Raw genomic sequence first — 21,347 nt, forward strand, 5'->3', positions numbered from 1 at the left:
AGCCATCCTTTAAAGAAAGCGTAACAGCTCACTGGTCTAAATAAGGGTTCCTGCGGCGAAGATGTAACGGGGCTAAAGTAATGCACCGAAGCTTAGGGTTCATAGTTTACTATGAGCGGTAGCGGAGCGTTCCGTAAGTGGATGAAGCCGAAGGGTAACCGACGGTGGACATATCGGAAGTGCGAATGCTGACATGAGTAGCGATAAAAAGGGTGAGATACCCTTTCGCCGAAAGACCAAGGGTTCCTACGCAATGCTAATCAGCGTAGGGTAAGCCGGCCCCTAAGACGAGCCCGAAGGGGGTAGTCGATGGGAACCACGTTAATATTCGTGGGCCTGAAGATGTGTGACGGTTTGTGGAAGTAGTTTGTCCTTATTGGATTGGGCAGGCTGCCAAGCAGATCCAGGAAATAGCCTCTTCATATAGACCGTACCCGAAACCGACACAGGTGGTCAGGTAGAGTATACCAAGGCGCTTGAGAGAAGTATCCTGAAGGAACTCGGCAAATTGCCTCCGTACCTTCGGAAGAAGGAGGCCCTGATTCGAGGCAACTCTTATCAGGGGGCACAGGCCAGGGGGTAGCGACTGTTTATCAAAAACACAGGACTCTGCTAAGTCGGCTTCAAGACGACGTATAGGGTCTGACGCCTGCCCGGTGCTTGAAGGTTAAGAGGAGGAGTGCAAGCTCCGAATTGAAGCCCAAGTAAACGGCGGCCGTAACTATAACGGTCCTAAGGTAGCGAAATTCCTTGTCGGGTAAGTTCCGACCTGCACGAATGGCGTAACGACTTCCCCACTGTCTCCAGGATATGCTCAGCGAAATTGAATTCTCCGTGAAGATGCGGAGTACCCGCGGTTAGACGGAAAGACCCCGTGCACCTTTACTGCAGCTTTAGAGTGGTATTGGGAAAGAACTGTGTAGAATAGGTGGGAGGCTTTGAAACTTGGGCGCCAGTCCGAGTGGAGCCAACCTGTGAAATACCACCCTGTTGTTTTCTAATATCTAACCTAGATCCGTTATCCGGATCAGGGACCCTCTATGGCGGGTAGTTTGACTGGGGCGGTCGCCTCCTAAAGAGTAACGGAGGCGCGCGATGGTAGGCTCAGGACGGTTGGAAACCGTCTGCGAGAGTGCAATGGCATAAGCCTGCCTGACTGCGAGACTGACGAGTCGAGCAGAGACGAAAGTCGGTCATAGTGATCCGGTGGTCCCTCGTGGAAGGGCCATCGCTCAACGGATAAAAGGTACGCCGGGGATAACAGGCTGATACTGCCCAAGAGCTCATATCGACGGCAGTGTTTGGCACCTCGATGTCGGCTCATCACATCCTGGGGCTGGAGCAGGTCCCAAGGGTTTGGCTGTTCGCCAATTAAAGTGGTACGTGAGCTGGGTTCAGAACGTCGCGAGACAGTTTGGTCCCTATCTGCCGTGGGCGTCGATACTTGAAAGGAGTTGCCCCTAGTACGAGAGGACCGGGGTGAACATACCTCTGGTGTACCAGTCATTCCGCCAGGAGTGCCGCTGGGTAGCTATGTATGGACGGGATAACCGCTGAAAGCATCTAAGCGGGAAGCCTCCCTTGAGATAAGGTATCTTCGAGTCGTAGTAGACCACTACGTTGATAGGCTGGGTGTGGAAGCGCGGTAACGCGTGTAGCTAACCAGTCCTAATAACTCTGATCATGCTTGATGAATCCCACCATCAACGACAGGCCTGTAAGGCTCTGTTTGTTGGTGTCGGAAGACATCACAGCCAGATCATTGACGCCTAATATAAACGTATCGCATCGATTAACCCGCACACTCACTGGCTTTATTGCTTGGTGACCATAGCATTTGTGACCCACCCGATCCCATCTCGAACTCGGCCGTGAAACCAAATAGCGCCGATGGTACTAACGCTTAAGCGTTGGAAGAGTAGGTCGTTGCCAGGCATTATAGCTGGTGAGTATGCGCGGTAAAAAACCCATTCATAAGTCAAAGGGCTGACCCACAAGGGCAGCCCTTTTGGCGTCTCTAGGGACCATGTCCTTATTGGCGTTGCGCCGAACGGAACCGAAGGTTTCGCAAGGCCGACCGGCCGCCCGAGCTTATGCGAGGATAGCCAAGGCTGCGGATGCAGCCGCTGGCGCTTGAAGCCAGCAACATACGGTGACGCGGGATGGAGCAGTCCGGTAGCTCGTCAGGCTCATAACCTGAAGGTCGTAGGTTCAAATCCTACTCCCGCAACCACCGTCTCATTGAAAGCCCATTTTATTTAGCCTCGCTGATCACAGCGGGGCTTTTGGTGTTTCTGGTCAGCACTTGGCCGGCAGAAGGTCTGGATGACGCTATCCCTCTTTGCGGGGTGAAGTTTGTCTGGCAGAAGGGAGCACTATGGCAACAGAACCCGCTCTTACCAATATTCCCCAGCCTCCAGCTAAGCCGCTCGTCGGCAATGCGTTTACGGTCGATGCCGAGCGGATGATCCAGTCACTGATGGAATTGGCCGAGGAGCATGGGCCGATTTTCCAGCTCGACATGATGGGGACGCCGCTGATCATGGTGTCCGGCGCGGATCTGGTTGCCGAGGTGTGCGATGAGAAGCGTTTCGACAAGACTGTTCGCGGGCCGCTGAAAAGGCTGCGTCTGATTGCGGGTGATGGGCTGTTCACGGGCGATACGGATGATCCGAATTGGGCGAAGGCACACAATATCCTGCTGCCATCTTTCAGCCAGAAAGCGATGGGCTCCTATCTCCCGATGATGACCGACATCGCCAATCAGTTAATGCTCAAGTGGGAGAGGGCGAATTCGGATGATGTGATCGATGTGCCCAAGGACATGATCCGTCTCACGCTCGATACGATAGGCGTATGCGGCTTTGGATACCGGTTCAACTCATTCTACCGCGAAGACTTCCATCCTTTCATAGAAGCGCTCAACCGCACGCTGGGAACAACGCTGAATATGCGCGGTATCCCGGGCGAAAAGCTGTTCAAGGGCGACCAGATCAAGCAGCTCCACCGCGATGCTGCCTATATGAACAATCTCGTCGACGAGATTATCCGCGAGCGCCGTAGCCAAGGCGGGGATGGGCCGGAAGACCTGCTCGATTTCATGCTCAAGGGCCGTGACGCGGTTACGGGCGAGAGGCTGTCGGACGAGAATATCCGCTATCAGATCAATACCTTCCTGATTGCGGGGCATGAGACCACGTCCGGCCTGCTGTCATTCACAATCTACTATCTGCTCAAGAACCGCGATGTGCTGAAACGCGCTTATGCGGAGGTGGACGCGGTGCTCGGCCGCAATATCGACCGCGCGCCGACGCTCTCTGAAATTGGCAGGCTGCCTTATATCCGCGCCATTCTTTCCGAAGCGCTGCGGCTCTGGCCTACAGCACCTGCGCTCGGTCTCGCGCCGTATAAAGACGAGGTCATTGGCGGAAAATACGCCATTCCCAAGGGTACGTTCACGACCGTCCTGATCCCTTCGCTGCACCGCGATACATCGGTCTGGGGCGACAATCCCGAGCAATTCAATCCCGATCATTTCACGCCCGAAGCGGAGGCGGCGCGCAATCCTGCGGCGTATAAACCATTCGGCAACGGCCAGCGTGCCTGCATCGGGCGGCAGTTTGCGATACAGGAATCCATCCTTGTGCTCGGCATGATTCTTCAGCGTTTCGATCTGTTCGATCACACCGATTATCAACTCGACATCAAAGAAACGCTGTCGATCAAACCGAACGAGTTCTTCATCAAGGCGCGGTTGCGCGATGATGTCGAGCGGGGCGGTACTGTGTCGGTCGCGGATACCAGCGTCGATACCGATGTTGCAGCGCCCGTCCCCAGCCATGGCACGCCGCTATTGGTACTCTATGGATCAAATCTGGGATCGAGTGAAAGCTTCGCGCGCGAACTGGCGCAGAAGGCGGAGTTTAGCGGCTTCGATGTAACGCTGGCCGAACTTGATACTTTCGCGCGTAAGCTCCCAACCGAAGGCGCAGTCGCAATCGCGTGCTCATCCTATAATGGTATGCCGCCAGACAATGCAGCGAAATTTGTCGATTGGCTGGAGGAATCCACGCCAGCCGAGACCAAACTCGATGGCGTATCCTATCTGATGCTCGGCTGCGGGAACAGCGATTGGGCGGCGACCTTCCAGGATGTCCCGCGCAAGATCGATGCGGCGTTGGAGGCATTTGGCGCGAAGCGGATTGTCGAAACGCAGGAACTTGATGCCCGCGGCGATGTCGATACGCAGTTCCACGATTGGCTCGACGAGCTGATGCCCAAATTGGGCGAAGAGTTTGGCCTTGATCTGGTGGGCGGCAGCGATGAAATTGCTGAACCACTCTATTCGGTCGAAGTGACCCAGAGCATCACCGCCAATACCGTCGCCGGGCGCTTGGGTGCGCGCGAAGTCGAAGTGCTCGGCAATACCGAGCTGAAGGACACCAGCCAGGGCGAGGGCCGCTCCACACGGCATATCGAAGTCCGTTTGCCAGACGGAATGGACTATCAACCGGGCGACCATCTTTGCGTTGTCCCGCTCAATGATGATGCGGTTGTAGATCGCCTGCTGAAACGCTTCCGGCTTGAACGCGATACCTATGTCCGGATTGAATCGCGCAGCGAAATGCGCGGACCGTTTCCCAGTGGCAGTACCTTCTCGGTCTATAATCTGGCGCAGACCGCAGGCGAGTTGCAGGCGGTTGCGACACGCCGCGACATCGCGATGCTCGCGCGTTATTGCGAATGCCCCAATTCCCGCACCGCGCTGGAGGCTTTAGCCCAGCCCACCGCAGACGGCGGAACCGATGCCTACACGACCCAAGTGCTTGAGAAACGCAAATCGGTGCTCGACATTCTCGAGGACTATCCCGCTTGCGACCTGCCGCTTGCAGTGTTCCTTGAACTGATACCTTTCCTCAGTCCGCGCTATTATTCGATCTCTTCCGCGCCATCATACACGCCGGGCACTTGCTCGATCACCGTTGGGGTGACGCGCGGACCGGCTTTATCAGGGAAAGGCGAGTTCAAGGGAACCTGCTCGACCTATCTCGCTGGACTGAAACCGGGCGAGAAATTTCAAGCCGTTATCAAGCGACCTACTTCCGATTTCCGGCTTCCCGATGATCTGTCCCGCCCGATCATAATGGTCGGGCCCGGTACCGGCATCGCGCCGTTTCGCGGGTTCCTGCAACAACGCGACCATCTGAGAAAGGACGGCGCGGAATTGGGCGATGCATTGCTGTTCTTCGGCTGCCGGCATCCGGACTATGATTATCTCTATCGCGAAGAGCTGGAGGATTATGGCAAGCGCGGTGTAGCCGACATCTTCGCCGCATTTTCACGCCACGAAGGATCGCGCACTTATGTGCAGGACCTCATCACGCGCGAAGCAGAGCGCGTTTGGGCGCTGATCGATCAGGGCGCGCGCATCTATATTTGCGGCGATGGTGCACGGATGGAGCCCGATGTGCGCGAGGCGTTGAAAGCGATCTATTCGGAGAAAACGGGTTCTTCGCAGAGCGATGCGACCCGCTGGATCGACAGCATGATCGACGAGGAGCGTTACGTGCTGGACGTGTGGGTCGGCTAGCCTGCTGCTTCCAGCGCTTCGCTCAGCTCCAGCCACTCGGCCTCTTTTTCTTCGATCTGCTTGCTGAGTAGTCCGCGCCGGTGAGAGAGTTCGCTCATCGATAAATTGGCAACCGCTTCGCTGGCATCATCTGGTTCGAAAATCGCCTGATCGATAATTTTGCATTGGGCTTCCAGCTTGGCGATGTCCTTCTCGCACGCGGTCAGTTTGCTCTTCGCCTCGCGGGCCAGCGCGCGTTCTTTGGCGGCGGCTTTGCGGTCTTTCTTTGAGTCCTTGGGCTTTCCAGAGCCTTTCGTTTCATCACGCGGCTGATTTTTGCCGAGCACGAAGTCGATATAGTCCTCCATACTGCCGTCATAATCGACTGCACGGCCGCTATCGACCAGCACAAGCCGGTCAGCGGTCAGTTCGACCATATGCCGGTCGTGGCTGATCAGAATAACCGCGCCATCATAGGCGTGGAGCGCCTGCACCAGCGCCTCGCGTGCATCGACATCCAGGTGGTTGGTCGGCTCGTCCAAAATGAGCAAATGCGGGGCGTGACGCGTAATCAGCGCCAGCGCGAGACGCGCGCGTTCGCCGCCGGACAGTTTGGTCACGAGCTGCGTTGCGCGATCGCCCGAAAAGCCGAACCGCCCCAATTGCGCGCGGATTGCGCCGGGCTTTTCGTCCTTCATCACCCGGGTCATATGTTCCAGCGGCGTGGAATCGCTCGCCAGTTCCTCAACCTGATATTGGGTGAAGTACCCGACTTTCATTTTTCCCGAGACATTGATCTCACCCTCCATCGGAGCGAGCTGCGCCGCCAGCAGGCGGGCCAATGTAGTCTTGCCGTTGCCGTTGCGCCCCAGCAGTGCGATCCGCTCATCAGGATCGATCCGCAGGTTCAACCGCTGGAGGATCGGTGTATCTTCTTCATACCCGACAGCCGCCAGATCGAGCGTGATCAGCGGCGGTTTCAATTCGTTCGGTTGCGGGAAGTCAAAGCTGAGCGAGGGATCTTCCATCAATGCGGCAATCGGCTGCATCTTCGCCAGCATCTTGGCGCGCGATTGCGCTTGTTTCGCGGTAGAGGCGCGCGCGCTGTTGCGACTGACGTAATCCTGCAGGCGCGCACGCTGTGCGTCTTGCGATGCCTTGGCTGCTTCCAGTTGCGCAGCCCGTTCTGCGCGCTGGCGTTCGAAACTGTCATAGCCGCCGGGATAAAGCGTCAGCTTCCCGCCTTGCAGATGCAGGATATTGTCGACCACATTGTTGAGCAAATCGCGCTCGTGGCTGATCACCAGCACCGTTGCCGGATAGGCCTTGAGAAAGTTTTCAAGCCAAAGCGTCGCTTCCAGATCGAGGTGGTTGGACGGCTCATCGAGCAACAGCACGTCGGGCTGGGTAAACAACAAAGCTGCCAGCGCAACCCGCATCTTCCACCCGCCGGAGAAACTGTCGATCGGCTGCGCTTGCATGGCCTCGTCGAAGCCAAGCCCGATCAAAATACGCGCGGCACGCGATTCGGCAGTGTAGGCGTCGATGGCAAGCAACCGCTCGTGAACATCGCCCAATCTGTCCGGGTCTTCGCAAGTCTCCGCCTCTGCGAGCAGTTCCATACGTTCGACATCTGCGGCCAGCACGGTCTCGAGCGGCGTGGCCGCCCCCTCCGGTGCTTCCTGCGCGATGTAGCCCAAGCGTGTGCGGCGCGGCATATCAATGCTGCCTTCGTCCGGATCGATCTCGCCGATGATCGCTTTCATCAGCGTGGATTTGCCCGCGCCATTCCGGCCGATCAGGCCGACGCGCCCGCCCGGCGGAATCGCCGCAGTCGCGCGGTCGATAATGGTCCGGCCGCCAAGCCGCACAGTGATTCCGTTGATCCCAAGCATGGCGCGCCGCCTACCAGCCTATCGCGCAAATCCCAACCGATGAGTGCAGCGCATTTGCGAATTGCTGGCAGCGCCCTAAAAGGTGCCGCACACAGGTAACGGGCAGGGCGGGGCGTTGGTGCTTTCTTCACAATTATGACGGGGCAGAGTTCGATCCTCTTTACGCTCGTGACCTGTATCGGCGTGATGGCGCTGGTGGCATGGGTCAGCTGGGTGAAAACGCGCGGCACGACCGAAACGAAAGACGGCTATTTCCTCGCCGGACGGGGCTTGGGTGCCGCCTTTATCGCGGGTTCGCTGCTGCTGACCAACCTGTCGGCAGAGCAGCTGATCGGCCTCAACGGCTCGGCCTACGGGCATAATATGTCGAGCATGGCGTGGGAAGTGACCGCGGCGGTGGCGACCATTGCAATGGCGTTCCTGTTCTTGCCGCGATATCTCGCCGGCGCTTTCACGACGCTGCCCGAATTTCTCAACGACCGTTTTGATCCCGTCGTGCGCCGTATGTCGGTGGTCCTGTTTATGCTGGGTTACGGGCTGATCACAATCCCATCGGTGCTGTATTCGGGTTCAATAGCGGTAATGGCGTTCTTCAATGTGCCTGATCTCACAGGGCTTGCCTATTTTCCATCGCTGGCGTTGACGGTTGTGACGATCGGGCTGATCGGTGCTGCCTATGCGGTGCTGGGCGGGCTGAAGGCGGTTGCCGTGTCGGACACGCTCAACGGCGTCGGGCTGCTGTTGATCGGTTTTCTGGTGCCAGTGCTCGGCGTGATAATGCTCGGCAGCGGTGACTTTTCGGACGGGTTTAACCGGCTTGTGTCCGATCATCCTGAGAAACTGAATGCTATCGGCAGCGCGGATGACCCGACCCCGTTCGGGACAATCTTCACCGGCATGATTTTCGCCAATCTGTTTTACTGGTGCACCAATCAATATGTGATCCAGCGGACATTGGGTGCGCGGTCCTTGGCCGAGGGGCAAAAGGGAGTGCTCGCCTCCGGCTTCTTCAAGATACTCGTGCCATTCATGATGATGATCCCGGGTGTGATTGCGTTTCACCTATACGGCCCGGGGCTGGGCACAATCGATGAAGCCTATCCAAGGCTGATCAATGATGTGCTTCCTGCTTATCTGACCGGTTTCTTCCTGGCGGTGCTGCTGGGCGCCGTGTTCAGTTCGTTCAACTCATTGCTCAACAGCGCGGCGACTTTGTTCACGCTCGACATCTACGCACCTGCACGCCGCGGCAAAGTGTCCGATGCGCAACTGGTCCGGGTCGCCAAGATCGTCAGTATCATTATCGCGATCTTCTCCTTCGCGGTCGCGCCGCTGCTCTATTTTGCTGAAGAAGGGCTGTGGCAAGTCGTGCGCGTGTTCACCGGCTTCTACAATATTCCGACTGTAGTGATCGTGATCATCGGCCTGTTCACGCGGCGGGTTCCGGCACTGGGCGCGAAGATCGTGATCATCTTCCACGTCACTGCCTACGCGCTGTATCGCTTTGTGTTGGGCGATGTGATCACGCTGCACTTTATCCATGTCTATGCCGTGCTGTTCGTGATCGAGATCGGCATTATGCTGGTGACCGGATATCTGCGCCCGCGCGCAGAAGCCTATGTCCCGCCGGTCCAACACAAGGTCGATATGACCCCGTGGCACTTTGCGCGGCCGATGGCGTTTACGCTGTTTTCCTGCGTGGTCGGGCTGTACCTGCTGTTCTCCCCGCTCGGCCTCGCCAGCGGATCAGGGGCAAGCGCGATCCTGCCGGTTCTATTCGGGCTGTTGGCGCTGGCGAATGTGGTGGCTTGGGTTATGTCGGCGCGAGGCGCGCGCGCTACTGGATAAGTGACGCGAGGACTTTGCGTTTGCCTTCGAACGGCTTGCGGCCGTGCATCACCGTGAAATTATCGACCAGCACCACATCGCCAGCCTGCCATTGATGGTCATAACTCAGCGCGTCCGACAGCGCGATGGCCGTGTCCATGTCGGTACCAGTGATCGGCATTCCATCGCCAAAGGTCACCGATTTTGACGGATCATTCCGGCTATCCGACCACCCGCGAAACGCCGCGATCAGCTGGTTGAAGAAGGATTTCCGCCCGCCGCCAAGCGCGCGCACTGCCGGTAATACAGGGGTCGTAGCACGCAGAGTGTCATCCGAATCCCACGCCCAGCTATAGCCCAGCGCACTCAGGCGCTCCTCCGCCCGAGCGCGGTCTTCCACGCCCAGCGTGCTGCGCCAACTGCGGCCTTGGCCTGATCCGGCGTCATCTGCGCCCGGCATGACATTGGTGTATTTGACGCCGAGCATCTCGAAAGCGTTGACCAGACCGGGCTCGGCCTTGGCCAGTTCTGTCAGCAAAATGTCGGAACGGCAGAGCGGTGTCGCGCCGCCTTTGTCCGGTGCGATCTCGCAATAGAAGAACAGCTTGCTCGGATAAATCGGCGTTTGTGCCATCTCGTGATGCAAATGAATGCTGGTGGTGGGCGGCGCTTCATTTGCTGTGAAAACCCGCTCGGTCAAATTGACGCGCACGGCGTTGGAGAGCGATTCTTTATACGGAAAGTTCGGCTCGCCATAAGCGCTCACGGCGGCATCGAACTCGCCGACACTCGGGACATCGAAACCACGAAACAGCATTGCACCGCTGGCCGCCAATTGCGTATCGATCACCGGTTTGTGCGACACCAGATAGTCCGCGAGATCGCCGTCACCAGCGACGATATGCGGAAATCCATCCACCGGACTGTCAACCATTGCCAACTCCACCACTTTTGAAATCCAATTGTACCGGCAGCCCGGTCATTATCGACTGCTGTGCTGCCGAGCCCATCTGAACCGCGCGGAGGCCGTCGACTGCGCTTACCTTAGGCGCAGCGCCGTTAACCAGCGCCGCGTGAAAATCGCGCAGTTGGAAATAGGTCGCGCCGTGGTGGTCGCCGGCTGCCAATGCATCGCTTGGCGTAGCGACATTTTCGATTGCCACGCCGCTCTTGTCGCGCGGGGACCACGTGACGGTCGCGGCGGGTATCGCGACATCCAGCCTGCCAACCGGGCCAAGCGCATAAATCTCTTCCTGCTGCTCTGCGCCCTCGGCGAACATGCACAGGTCGAGGACTGCGCGCGTGCCCTTGGCGAAATCGGCAATTACATAAGCATTGTCGAGAATGTCGGGCACTTCGCCATCATAGCTTTCGTCGAGATGGTTCACATCCTGTCCGCCGCTGGCGAAAATGCGGATCGGCTCGTCTTGCAGAGTGTGCCGCATCAGATCGAAAAAGTGGCAGCATTTCTCGACCAAGGTCCCGCCGGTATTGCGATTGAAGCGGTTCCAATCGCCGACTTTCTCCAGAAAGGGGAAACGGTGCTCGCGGATATAGAGCATTTTCGCAGGGCCGGTCTCGCCAGATTGCACCCGCTCGATGAAGCGCGTGATAGGCGGCATATAGCGATATTCCATGCCAACCCAGAATGTATGCGGATAATCGCGCGCCAACTGCTCCAGCGCGGCTGCGTCATCCATTTCAGTGCAAAAGGGTTTTTCCAGCAGGATTGCGACATCATACGTCATCGCATGTTTGGCGACTTCGAAATGGGTGAAGTTGGGCGACGCAATGACAACCGCATCGGGTATCGCATCGGCGAACAGTGTATCCGCGTTGTCGAACAGCGCGAAGTCTTGCCCTAATGTCTCGCCCAGTGCTTTTGCTTCGTCTCGAGACCCGGCATCGGGATCGACGATGGCCACCAATTCGGCATCATCGACCAATGCAATATTTTGCATATGCTCGCGGCCCATCATGCCGCAACCGATAATGGCGTATTTTCGTTTCGTATTCACGCTTTCCCTATGTTGCGCGCCAGCGATCATTACAAGCGGATGATTACAACTATCTCGGCTTGCCGGAGCACAAGCCATGCCTATAGTCGCGCGATAGACGAGGGATAGCCATCAATGACATCACCGGCTTCAGGCGATTGGCGCATCGCGATAGATCGCGGCGGGACGTTTACCGATGTGGTGGCAACCACACCCGATGGCCGGATCGTCACCGACAAACTTCTGTCCGAAAACCCCGAGCATTACGAAGACGCGGCAAGCGAGGCAGTCGCTCGCCTGATGGCGCAGCACGGTGAGGGCGCAATCCGGGAGGTTCGAATCGGGACGACAGTCGCCACCAATGCTTTGCTGGAGCGGAAGGGCGAACGCGTTGCACTGGCGATTACGTCGGGCTTTGGCGATGCTTTGCGGATCGGAACGCAGGCACGGCCCGAAATTTTTGCGCGGCATATCGTTCTGCCGTCGCAATTGGCGCTGGATGTGGTCGAGATTGAAGAGCGGGTTGGCGTCGATGGTGAAGTTCTAACGGCGCTGAACGAGGATGCGGCGCGTAAGGCGCTGAGCGATATCCGCAAGCAGGGCATCACCGCGCTCGCCATCGTGCTGATGCATGGCTGGAAATATCAGGCACACGAAGCCCGGCTGGCAGAGATCGCACGTGAATTGGGCTTCAACCAGATTAGCGTCAGCCACGAAGTCTCGCCGCTCATCAAGCTGGTCCCCCGCGGGGATACAACGGTCGTGGACGCCTATCTGTCGCCGGTGCTCGGTCGCTATGTCGATCAGGTCTCAGGACGGCTGCCGGAGACACGGCAACTGCGCTTTATGCAATCGAATGGCGGGCTTGCTGAAGCGCGCGCCTTTCGCGGGAAGGATGCGATCCTGTCCGGGCCGGCTGGCGGTGTAGTCGGCATGGTCGCTGCATCGGAGCCATTGGGGCACACGCGCTTGATCGGTTTCGATATGGGCGGCACCTCGACCGATGTCGCGCATTATGCGGGCGAGTATGAGCTGACCGGCGATAGCATGGTCGCCGGTGTACGTGTCGCTGCGCCGATGATGCAGATACATACGGTTGCGGCGGGCGGCGGTTCGATTTGCCGGTTCGACGGGACGCGCTTCCGCGTCGGACCTGAAAGTGCCGGGGCCAATCCGGGGCCGGCGTGCTATCGCAAGGGCGGCCCGCTGACAGTGACCGATTGCAACCTGTTCCTTGGCCGGATCGATCCTGCGCTATTCCCGTCGGTCTTCGGTCGGCACGGCGATCAACCGCTCGATTCTGCGGCATCGCGCGATCGGTTGGAGGAGGTCGCAGCGTCGTTAGAAGGCAACATGCCACTGGCAGAGATTGCCGAAGGGTTTCTCGCGATCGCCGTCGACAATATGGCCAACGCGATCCGCAAGATCAGCGTCGCGCGTGGCTATGATGTGACCCGCTATGCGTTGGCCTGCTTTGGCGGCGCGGGCGGTCAACATGCCTGCAAAGTGGCTGACGAATTGGGCATCGAGACAGTTCTGGTTCACCCGCTGGCTGGAATGCTTTCGGCCTATGGGATCGGTCTCGCGCCGGTCAAAGCGATCCGTGAAACGAGTGTTGTCAGGCCGCTGGGTGAACCGATTGACCCCGAGTTAAACCAACTTGAACAGGGTGTGCTTGACGTGATGCGCGGGCAGGGGTTGGACGACGCCCAAATCACCCTGACCCGCCGCGCCAGACTGCGTTTCGCCGGAAGTGACAGCACACTGACGCTTGATCTCGTGGAGCCTGAGGCAATGGCCGCAGCGTTCCGAAACGAACATCGCCGCCGCTTCGGATATTCCGAAGCCGAGGGGCAAATCATCGTCGAAGGACTGAGCGTCGAAGCCAGTGGCGCAGCGGGTGGGCTGACGGATGCGAGCTATCGACCAGAAACAGCGAGCTTGGCAGCGGAAGGCGAATGGCCTGCTTTTGACCGCAGCCAACTGAACCAGGGACAGCCGGTAAAAGGTCCGGCGCTGATCATCGATCCGGGTTCAACGATTGTCGTCGAACCGGGCTGGCAGGCTGTATTGCAAGAGGACTTCAGCCTTGTTCTGACACGGCATACACCGCTCGAACGGCAGCGCGCTGACGGCACTGATGTCGATCCGGTGCGGCTCGAGATATTCAACAATCTGTTTATGGCGATTGCCGAGGAAATGGGGGTTGTCCTGCAATCCACCGCGACTTCGGTGAACATCAAGGAACGCCTCGATTTCTCCTGCGCGCTGTTTGATGCCGAAGGATCCCTGATCGCCAATGCGCCGCATATTCCGGTGCATTTGGGGTCAATGGCGGACTCGATCCGGCGCATTCTTGAGGCGCGCGGAACCGGCGAGGACGGGGCACCGCGCGATGGTCGCGGGATCCTGCGCGGCGATGCCTATGTGCTCAACGACCCTTATCGCGGCGGCACCCATTTGCCCGATGTGACGATCATCGTGCCCGTGTTCTATTGCGATGACAGCACCGCGCCCGATGCCTTCGTAGCAGCGCGAGGCCACCATTCGGACATTGGCGGGATAGCCCCGGGATCAATGCCGCCCGAGAGCCGCACCATCGATGAAGAAGGCGTGCTGCTCGATAATCTGTTGCTGGTCGATGAAGGCCGGTTTTGCGAGGCGGAAATACGCGAAGCGCTGGCATCGGGCGATTGGCCTGCGCGCAACCCTGACCGCAATATCTCCGATCTGCGTGCGCAAATTGCGGCGTGCACGCGCGGCGCGGAATTGCTGGCGGGTGCAGCCAAGGACCAAGGCGCAGATGTGCTGGCCGCCTATATGCGCCATGTCCTTGCCAATGCCGAAGAGTCGGTCCGACGCTTGCTCGTTCGGCTAGAGGATGGCGCATTCACTTACCCGATGGACAATGGCGCGCAGATACAAGTCGAAATCCGGATCAACCGCGCGAAACGCTCCGCCGTGTTCGACTTCACCGGCACCAGCGCGCAACAGGATAATAATTTCAATGCGCCGCGCTCGATCACCCGCGCCGCCGCGCTGTACGTCGTGCGCACATTGATCGACGATGTGATCCCGATGAATGACGGGTGCCTGCGTCCGATAGAATTGGTGGTGCCCGAGGGTTCGATGCTCAATCCAGTGTACCCGGCGGCTGTCGTCGCTGGAAATGTCGAGACCAGCCAGGTTGTCACCGACGCCTTGTTTGCGGCAACGGGCAGGCTGGCACCGTCGCAAGGCACCATGAACAATTTCACTTTCGGCAATGAGCAGCACCAATATTACGAGACAATCGCGGGCGGTTCCGGCGCGGGACCGGATCATGACGGGACCAGCGCTGTCCAAACGCATATGACCAATAGCCGCCTGACCGATCCCGAGATTTTGGAAACGCGCCTGCCAGTACGGCTGGACCGCTTTGCTATCCGCAAGGGGTCTGGAGGAAAGGGCATGTATGATGGAGGCGATGGCGTTGAACGCCGGGTGACATTTCTGGAGTCCATGCGCGCCAATATGCTTGCGAACCGGCGGGAGATTGCACCACGCGGTATTGCCGGCGGCGGTGATGCGCTGGCAGGAGAAAACTGGGTTGAGCGGAACGACGGTTCGCGCGAAGATCTATCGGCGACTGCATCGGCTGAAATGCAGCCAGGCGATACGTTCGTAATTCTAACGCCCGGAGGGGGCGGTTTCGGAAACGAAGACGGGGAAGCTGAATGACCAATTATTGGCCGCTTGCCGGCATATTGATTGTGGTGGCGGGGTTTGCACTCCGCTTCAATCCTCTGCTGGTGGTGGTCGTGGCCGCGATTGCCACCGGGCTGCTGGGCGGGCTGGATTTCGTCGCGGTGATCGAGGCTCTGGGCAAGGCGTTCAACGACAACCGCTATATCAGCGTGACATGGATCATATTGCCCGTGATCGGCCTGCTGGAGCGATACGGGCTGCAGCAACGCGCGCGGGCTGATCGAGAACATGCGCGGCGCGACGATGGGTAAGCTCCTCGTAGTCTATCTTGGTTTCCGCCAGATCACAGCGGCTATCGGCATGAAAGATATCGGCGGACATCCGCAGGCAGTACGCCCGCTCGTTGCACCTATGGCTGAGGCTGCTGCCGAGAAATCGCACGGCGAACTGCCCGAGGAAGAGCGCGAGAAAGTGAAGGCCATGTCGGCGGCGACCGACAATGTCGGACTGTTCTTTGGCGAAGATATCTTCTTTGCCATCGCCTCGATCCTGCTGATCCAGGGCGTGTTCGAAAGCGCAGGTTACCCGCTGACGCCGCTGCAACTTTCAGTGTGGGCGATTCCGACTGCCATATGTGCATTCTTCATCCATGGCGGACGGATACTCGCTTTTGACCGAAGGCTCGCGAATATTCCTCCCCCATCGGGGGAGGGGGACCGTCCGCAGGATGGTGGAGGGGCACAGTCAACCCTTTCGCCGCCCGTTGGTGGTTCTCATAATCAGAAGGTGCCTCTCCACCCCGATGCTGGCGCGTCGCGGTCCCCCTCTCCCAAGGGAGAGGAATGATGATTACCTATGAATGGCTCTACATTCTCGCAGGTCTGTTCTTCCTCGCGTGGTCGTTGCTTAGCATTCTCGACAGATCGAATGCCAAGCGTTGGGGAAATGCCGCGTTCTGGGGACTGCTCGCGGGGAGTTTCCTGTTTGGCAGTCACTTGAGCGACTTCGCCAATGGCGTGCTGGTGCTCGCGATGGTGGGTATTGCCGGGATTGGCGGTTTGGGCCGAAGCAATCCCGAAACAACTTCGCTCGAACAACGCCTCAATTTCTCCAACCTGCTCGGCAACAAGCTGTTTATTCCGGCGCTGATTGTGCCGATCACGGCAGTCGCGGGAACGCTCCTCTATAATTACACGCCGTTTGGAGAAACTGCCCTGTTCGAAGAGCGGCGTGAGACCCTGATCCTGTTCGGAATTGGCGTGCTCTTTGCGCTCGTCGCTGCCATGATGTGGCTCAAACCGCCAGCGCTGGCGGCGGCAGAAGAGGGGCGCAGATTGCTCGATTCGATCGGTTGGGCGGCAATCCTGCCGCAAATGCTCGCTGCGCTGGGCGCAGTGTTTGCGCTGGCGGGCGTCGGCGATATCATCGGCGGGATCGCGGGCTCGATCATACCTGAGGGCAGCGTACTGCTGACTGTTATCATCTTCGCGCTGGGCATGGCGCTGTTCACGATGATTATGGGCAATGCTTTCGCGGCATTCCCGGTGATGGCAGCAGCGATTGGTATTCCGCTGCTGGTGGAGGATTATGGCGGCAATCCTGCGGTAATCGGCGCGGTTGGAATGCTGGCCGGTTTCTGCGGCACTTTGATGACGCCAATGGCGGCGAATTTCAACATTGTACCCGCCGCGCTACTCGAGCTCAAAGACCAGAACGGTGTGATCCGCCAGCAAATCGGGACCGCAATCCCGCTATGGGTATGCAATGTGGTGATCATCTATGTCGGGGCCTTTCTGCTATGGAATTGACCGAGAAGATTGCGCGGGGTTTCGCGCGGATTGCGCTGGGTCATGTAAGCCAGGAATACCCGCGTAAGCTCGATCACGTGATGAACGCAGATGCGGATGTGTTGCCTCCGCGCGTGCTGCATCCGTGCTTTTTCGGCAGCTTCGACTGGCATAGCTGCGTGCATGGCTGGTGGACGCTGCTGACTCTAAGGCGGCTCTATCCCGATATGCCCGCGGCGGCGCAGATCGGGGAGCTGGCCGAGACTACGTTGAGCGAAGATAAGCTGGCCGCCGAGCTGGATTATCTCAGCCGTCCGGGTTCAGCCGGATTTGAGCGCCCTTATGGCTGGGCATGGCTACTCTATCTGCATCTGGAGGCTGTGCGGCATGAAGATCAGGCTTGGGGCCAACGGTTGGAACCTTTAGCCCGCGCCTTCGCAAAACGTTTGGAGAGCTATCTGGCAATCCTGACCTATCCGATCCGAACCGGCACGCATTTCAACAGCGCTTTTGCGCTGACACTCGCGGTTGAGTGGGCGGACCAGTTCGATCCCGACCTTGCAGAGACTGTTCGCGGGACTGCCAAGCGCTGGTTTGGCGAAGATCGCGGTTGTCAGGCGTGGGAACCGGGCGGTGACGAGTTTCTCTCGCCAGCTCTCAGTGTGGCGTTGCTTATGCAGAAGTCGCTGCCTGCCGACATGTTTGCAGGCTGGTTCGGCGCATTCCTGCCTGACCTTTCGAACAGCCAACCTGCAACCTTGTTCAAACCCGCAACCGTCAGTGACCGAAGCGACGGCAAAGTGGCGCATCTCGACGGCCTCAATCTCAGCCGCGCCTGGGCATGGCGAGAGATTGGTCAAGCGGTGCCGGAACACGCCGTTCTTGCTGAGCGCTTGGCGAAAACGCACCTCGACGCGGCAATGCCGCATGTTGCGGGCGATTATGCGGGCGAACACTGGCTGGCGAGCTTTGCGTTGCTGGCTCTAATGGGCTCCTCGCAATGACGAAGTAAGGGATCGTTGCGCGTCTACTGCGCGCTATCGAACGATTTTCCTACATCCACCGATTTTGCTAGCCGGAGCGCTGCTCTTTCCCATCGTTCGTTTTCTGCTCCACGCTCTGTCTGCGCGACCGTATTCGCGACAGGGAGCGCCTGTCATATGAAAGGTCACACCCGGTTCCGCTGTCCGCCGATAAAACCACTGAAAAACAGCGATTTTCGCGAAAAGACACATTTTCTAAACGTGCCGTATGCGTTCCAGCGATGTATTCGATCCGGTGTCACTCCCACCAATAAGGCAGGCGTTTTGCGTTGCCGGTCTCCACTTCGTTCATTGTTTTGGCATCGTAGAGTCTGCCGCCGAGCATCACTTGCTCGATATCGTCGCTGTTCTGGATATCGGCGGTTGGGTCGGCTGACAGGACGATCAGATCGGCCAGCTTGCCTTCTTCGATGCTGCCAATGTCTTTATCCATGCCAAGCGATTCCGCCGGGACGATAGTTCCTGCACGCAATGCCTCGGTCGGGGTCATGCCGCCGCGTACGAAGCTCCACATTTCCCAATGCGCCGCGATGCCGGCCTGCTGGCCATGCGCGCCGATCGAGACTTTCACGCCCGCATCGGCCAGCTTTTTGGCTTCTCGCGCATTGTCATCATCGACGAAGGCCCATTCGGGTGCCTTTGTGCGGCGCGCATTGTCGGCGAGCAGGCGTTTGGGCGGGGTGTGAACGAGCAGGGGATTTGTCCACACGTCCTGTGCCTGCCGCCAATAGGGATCGCCGCCGAGCCCGCCATAGGTGACAGTGATGGTCGGGGTGTAGTTGGTCTGGCTTTGTCCGAAGAACTGCACGACATCGTCATAGAACACATCGAGCGGGACGTTGTGTTCAAGCGTCGAGTTGCCGTCGGCGATTAGGTTCATGTCCATTCCGAACAGCGATCCGCCTTCGGCTACAACCAGCATATTCTCTGCCGCCGCTGCGCGGGCGACTTGTTGGCGCTGTTCGCGGCGCGGCTGGTTATAGTTTTTGACGGCGATACCGCCCTGCTTCTTGATCCGCTGCACATGCGCAAGCGCATCGTCATAAGTGTTGATCTCGGCATAGACACTTGGCGCTTTGGCACCGTAAATAATCTCTCCGGTCGAGAAGATACGCGGAGCCAGCAACGTGCCGGCTTGCTGACGCTCTGCCGCCGCAAAAATCTGGCTGGCAGATGATGAAGGGTCGAACATCGTCGTGGTGCCCATCGCCAGATTCTGGACCAGCGTCCAGTTCTGCTGCGGCACCAGATCGCCGGTGCCTTGCGCACCATGCGCGTGCGCATCGACCAGGCCGGGCATGATGAATTTACCGGTCATGTCTATCCGCGTTGCGTCTGCCGGAAGAAGCGGCAGTTCGCTGGCATCGGCAACGGTACCGATACGGTCTCCCTGAATAATGATTGTGCCGTTCTCAATCCGGCCCGCGCCATCGCCAGTCATAGTGAGAATGGTACCGCCCGTAAGGATGACCACACCGCTTGGCTTGGCTGCCTGCTGCGTCGTTGCCAAAGACACGCCTTTGCTGGGCGGTGTGAACTTTGCATCGGCGGAGTTAGGGAACATGTCCGATAGTGCCGCTGAATAGAGATTGGGGCCGAGGCTCCAATTGAGCTGAGCGCCGCCATTCGACCAACCTATATAGTCGGCACCGCCTTTGCTGGCTTTGGTCACCGGCAGCGAATTGGCCCCCGAGCTGACCGCGACCATTTGCCCGCCCGGCATGAGCGGCATGGCGAATGCTTCATAGTTCTGGCGAAAGGCGAGGAATTTCCCGTCCGGAGAAACTGTGAAGTCATTGACGAGATCCCCCTTCGCGTGGACGCGCTCGGCCTCGCCGGAAAGATCGGTCGAGACGAGCTGCAGCCCGCCGCCACCACCGCTGATCATAAACAGCCGATCAGATACCGCACCGAACTGCGGAGCGCTTTTCCCGCGGGCAACCATTATCGGTGTCCCGCCGCCATTGGCCGCAATCCGGTAGACGCCGGTATTTTCCGAATAGTCAGGCGATGTCAGATAGCCGCCACCGCGTTTCTCATAAACAATAGTGCTGCCATCGGGAGAGAAACGCGGATTGCCGTAATGGCCGGGCTCGCTGGTCACGGCTGTCTCGGTTCCGGCGGCAACATCCATGCTGATGATGGTACCGAGATTTTGGTCGGTCCAGCGGACGAAGGTGACCTTGCTGCCATCACGCGACCAGCTCGGGAACGCCTCGATGGCGCGGCTGCTATCGCCCGTCAGGCGGCGTGGGGCGCCGCTTGCAGTGGATTTGATATGGAGCTTGCCCAGCGTTTCAAACACGACTTGGCCGCCATCGGGAGAAACGCTGGCGAATTTGGGAATGCTGGTGGTAAAAGTGTCGGGTGCAACCGTGATTTCCGGGTGCGGTGCATTGGCTACACCGCGCGTGTCGGAAATGGTGAAGGGGATGACCGCCGCGCCAGAGCCATCCGCATTGACCCGGCGGATTTTGCCGCCAGCCCAGAACACGATGGACTGCGAGTCCGGGGTCCAATCGATGTTGGGGTACACGCCGGTGACCGCCCAGGTTTCCTGCACGTCTTTGTCGAGATCGTTGTATATCTTGGTTTCGACGCCCGATGCGATGTCTTTCACGAACAGACGCGATTTGTCTTCTTCGCGCCGGACGAAGGCAATCTTGGTGCCGTCAGGCGAAGGGGCAGGGCGCACCGCCCCGCCATAGCCGGAAACCGCCGTCGTAATTTCGCCGGTTGCGAGATCATATTTCTCGATTGCGAAGATGCCCGCATTGGAATCCTGCGCGTAAATGAAAGTCCCGCCCGGCGTGGTGTTGCGCGTGTAGTAGATCGCTGAACCATCAGGAGCATAGGTTGGCTCGCCCAACTCCTTCTGGTGGTTCTCATCGGGGCGTTCGACCAGCTTGACGCCGCCGCCGCCCGTCACGTGATACAGCCATACTTCGCCAGTACCCAGCGAGCGGCCGGTGGTGAAATGCTTCTTCGCCGCGATAAAACGCCCGTCGGGGCTCCAAGTCGGCTGGTGCATTAGCCGGAAGCTTTCCTTGGTGACTTGCCGCATATTCTTGCCATTGGTGTCCATCACCCAGATGTTGTCGCCGCCGCCGCGATCCGATGTGAAGGCAATCTGCTTGCCATCGGGAGACCAGCGCGGCTGGACTTCCCACGCGAGACCTTCTGCGATGCGCGTGGGCTCGCCGCCGCTGATCGGCATGGTGTAAATATCGCCGAGCAGGGCGAATGCGATTTTTTGGCCATCAGGACTGACATCGACATCGATCCAGCTGCCTTCATCGACATTGATGTCCACTTGCTTGATCTTGGCGCCCGCCGGCGCGTTCACGTCCCACTTCTCATCCTTGTCCTTCGCATGGAGTGTGGACGCGAAAAGCAGGCTGGCGAGTACCGAGGTGAGGCCAAGTGTTTTGGCCGCGATCTTTGCAGTTTTCATGATGTGAGTCCCCTAAACTTCTGCGAAGGTTTTAGGGACGGGATTGCACGGCGTCCATGCCGCGTATCCGGTCAATCGTGCGGTCGGT

At 58.6% G+C, this 21,347-nt stretch carries 9 protein-coding genes, 1 tRNA gene, 2 rRNA genes and 1 pseudogene (1 of these 13 running past the window's edge); 9 read left to right on the forward strand and 4 right to left on the reverse strand.

Annotation, left to right across the window (positions count from 1 at the left end):
- The 4 genes from GRI35_RS05310 to GRI35_RS05325 all read left to right on the forward strand — a co-directional run.
- Positions 1–1,692, forward strand: a 23S ribosomal RNA gene (locus tag GRI35_RS05310) (it extends 1,099 nt beyond the left edge of the window).
- Positions 1,693–1,820: 128 nt separating this feature from the next.
- Positions 1,821–1,935 (forward strand): 5S ribosomal RNA (rrf, locus tag GRI35_RS05315).
- Positions 1,936–2,156: 221 nt separating this feature from the next.
- A tRNA-Met gene (locus GRI35_RS05320) sits at positions 2,157–2,233 on the forward strand.
- 144 nt (positions 2,234–2,377) lie between these two features.
- Positions 2,378–5,590, forward strand: coding sequence for a bifunctional cytochrome P450/NADPH--P450 reductase (locus tag GRI35_RS05325; protein ID WP_160613200.1), 3,213 nt, complete (start codon positions 2,378–2,380; stop codon positions 5,588–5,590).
- Here GRI35_RS05325 and GRI35_RS05330 read toward each other — a convergent pair.
- On the reverse strand, positions 5,587–7,464 hold the full coding sequence (locus GRI35_RS05330; protein ID WP_160613201.1) for an ABC-F family ATP-binding cassette domain-containing protein: 1,878 nt from the start codon (positions 7,462–7,464) through the stop codon (positions 5,587–5,589). The genes GRI35_RS05325 and GRI35_RS05330 overlap by 4 nt on opposite strands.
- A 135-nt stretch (positions 7,465–7,599) precedes the next feature.
- Between GRI35_RS05330 and GRI35_RS05335 the strand changes: the two genes are divergently transcribed.
- On the forward strand, positions 7,600–9,312 hold the full coding sequence (locus GRI35_RS05335) for a solute:sodium symporter family transporter (protein WP_160613202.1): 1,713 nt from the start codon (positions 7,600–7,602) through the stop codon (positions 9,310–9,312).
- On the opposite strand, the gene GRI35_RS05340 is transcribed toward GRI35_RS05335, so the two are convergent.
- Together GRI35_RS05340 and GRI35_RS05345 are read right to left on the reverse strand one after the other, a co-directional pair.
- Positions 9,302–10,225: a TauD/TfdA family dioxygenase gene (locus tag GRI35_RS05340; RefSeq protein ID WP_160613203.1), complete on the reverse strand. Its 924-nt coding sequence runs from the start codon at positions 10,223–10,225 to the stop codon at positions 9,302–9,304. The genes GRI35_RS05335 and GRI35_RS05340 overlap by 11 nt on opposite strands.
- On the reverse strand, positions 10,218–11,309 hold the full coding sequence (locus tag GRI35_RS05345) for a Gfo/Idh/MocA family protein (protein WP_160613204.1): 1,092 nt from the start codon (positions 11,307–11,309) through the stop codon (positions 10,218–10,220). Before GRI35_RS05345 ends, GRI35_RS05340 begins: the two co-directional genes overlap by 8 nt.
- A 114-nt stretch (positions 11,310–11,423) precedes the next feature.
- Here GRI35_RS05345 and GRI35_RS05350 point away from each other — a divergent pair, with 114 nt between their 5' ends.
- From GRI35_RS05350 to GRI35_RS05365, 4 genes and pseudogenes are all read left to right on the forward strand, one after another.
- On the forward strand, positions 11,424–15,008 hold the full coding sequence (locus GRI35_RS05350; RefSeq protein WP_160613205.1) for a hydantoinase B/oxoprolinase family protein: 3,585 nt from the start codon (positions 11,424–11,426) through the stop codon (positions 15,006–15,008).
- A pseudogene (locus GRI35_RS05355) lies at positions 15,005–15,668 on the forward strand (DUF969 domain-containing protein); the annotation flags it as partial. The gene GRI35_RS05350 and the pseudogene GRI35_RS05355, both read left to right, overlap by 4 nt.
- A 152-nt stretch (positions 15,669–15,820) precedes the next feature.
- Entirely contained in the window at positions 15,821–16,783 is a 963-nt protein-coding gene (locus GRI35_RS05360) for a DUF979 domain-containing protein (RefSeq protein WP_160614770.1), read from the forward strand.
- On the forward strand, positions 16,774–17,766 hold the full coding sequence (locus tag GRI35_RS05365; RefSeq protein ID WP_160613206.1) for a DUF2891 domain-containing protein: 993 nt from the start codon (positions 16,774–16,776) through the stop codon (positions 17,764–17,766). The genes GRI35_RS05360 and GRI35_RS05365 overlap by 10 nt, the downstream gene beginning before the upstream one ends.
- Positions 17,767–18,043: 277 nt before the next feature.
- On the opposite strand, the gene GRI35_RS05370 is transcribed toward GRI35_RS05365, so the two are convergent.
- Positions 18,044–21,259, reverse strand: coding sequence for an amidohydrolase family protein (locus GRI35_RS05370; protein ID WP_160613207.1), 3,216 nt, complete (start codon positions 21,257–21,259; stop codon positions 18,044–18,046).
- Positions 21,260–21,347 lie beyond the last annotated feature (88 nt).

This window comes from Pontixanthobacter aestiaquae (assembly GCF_009827455.1).
Classification (GTDB): Bacteria; Pseudomonadota; Alphaproteobacteria; order Sphingomonadales; family Sphingomonadaceae; genus Pontixanthobacter; species Pontixanthobacter aestiaquae.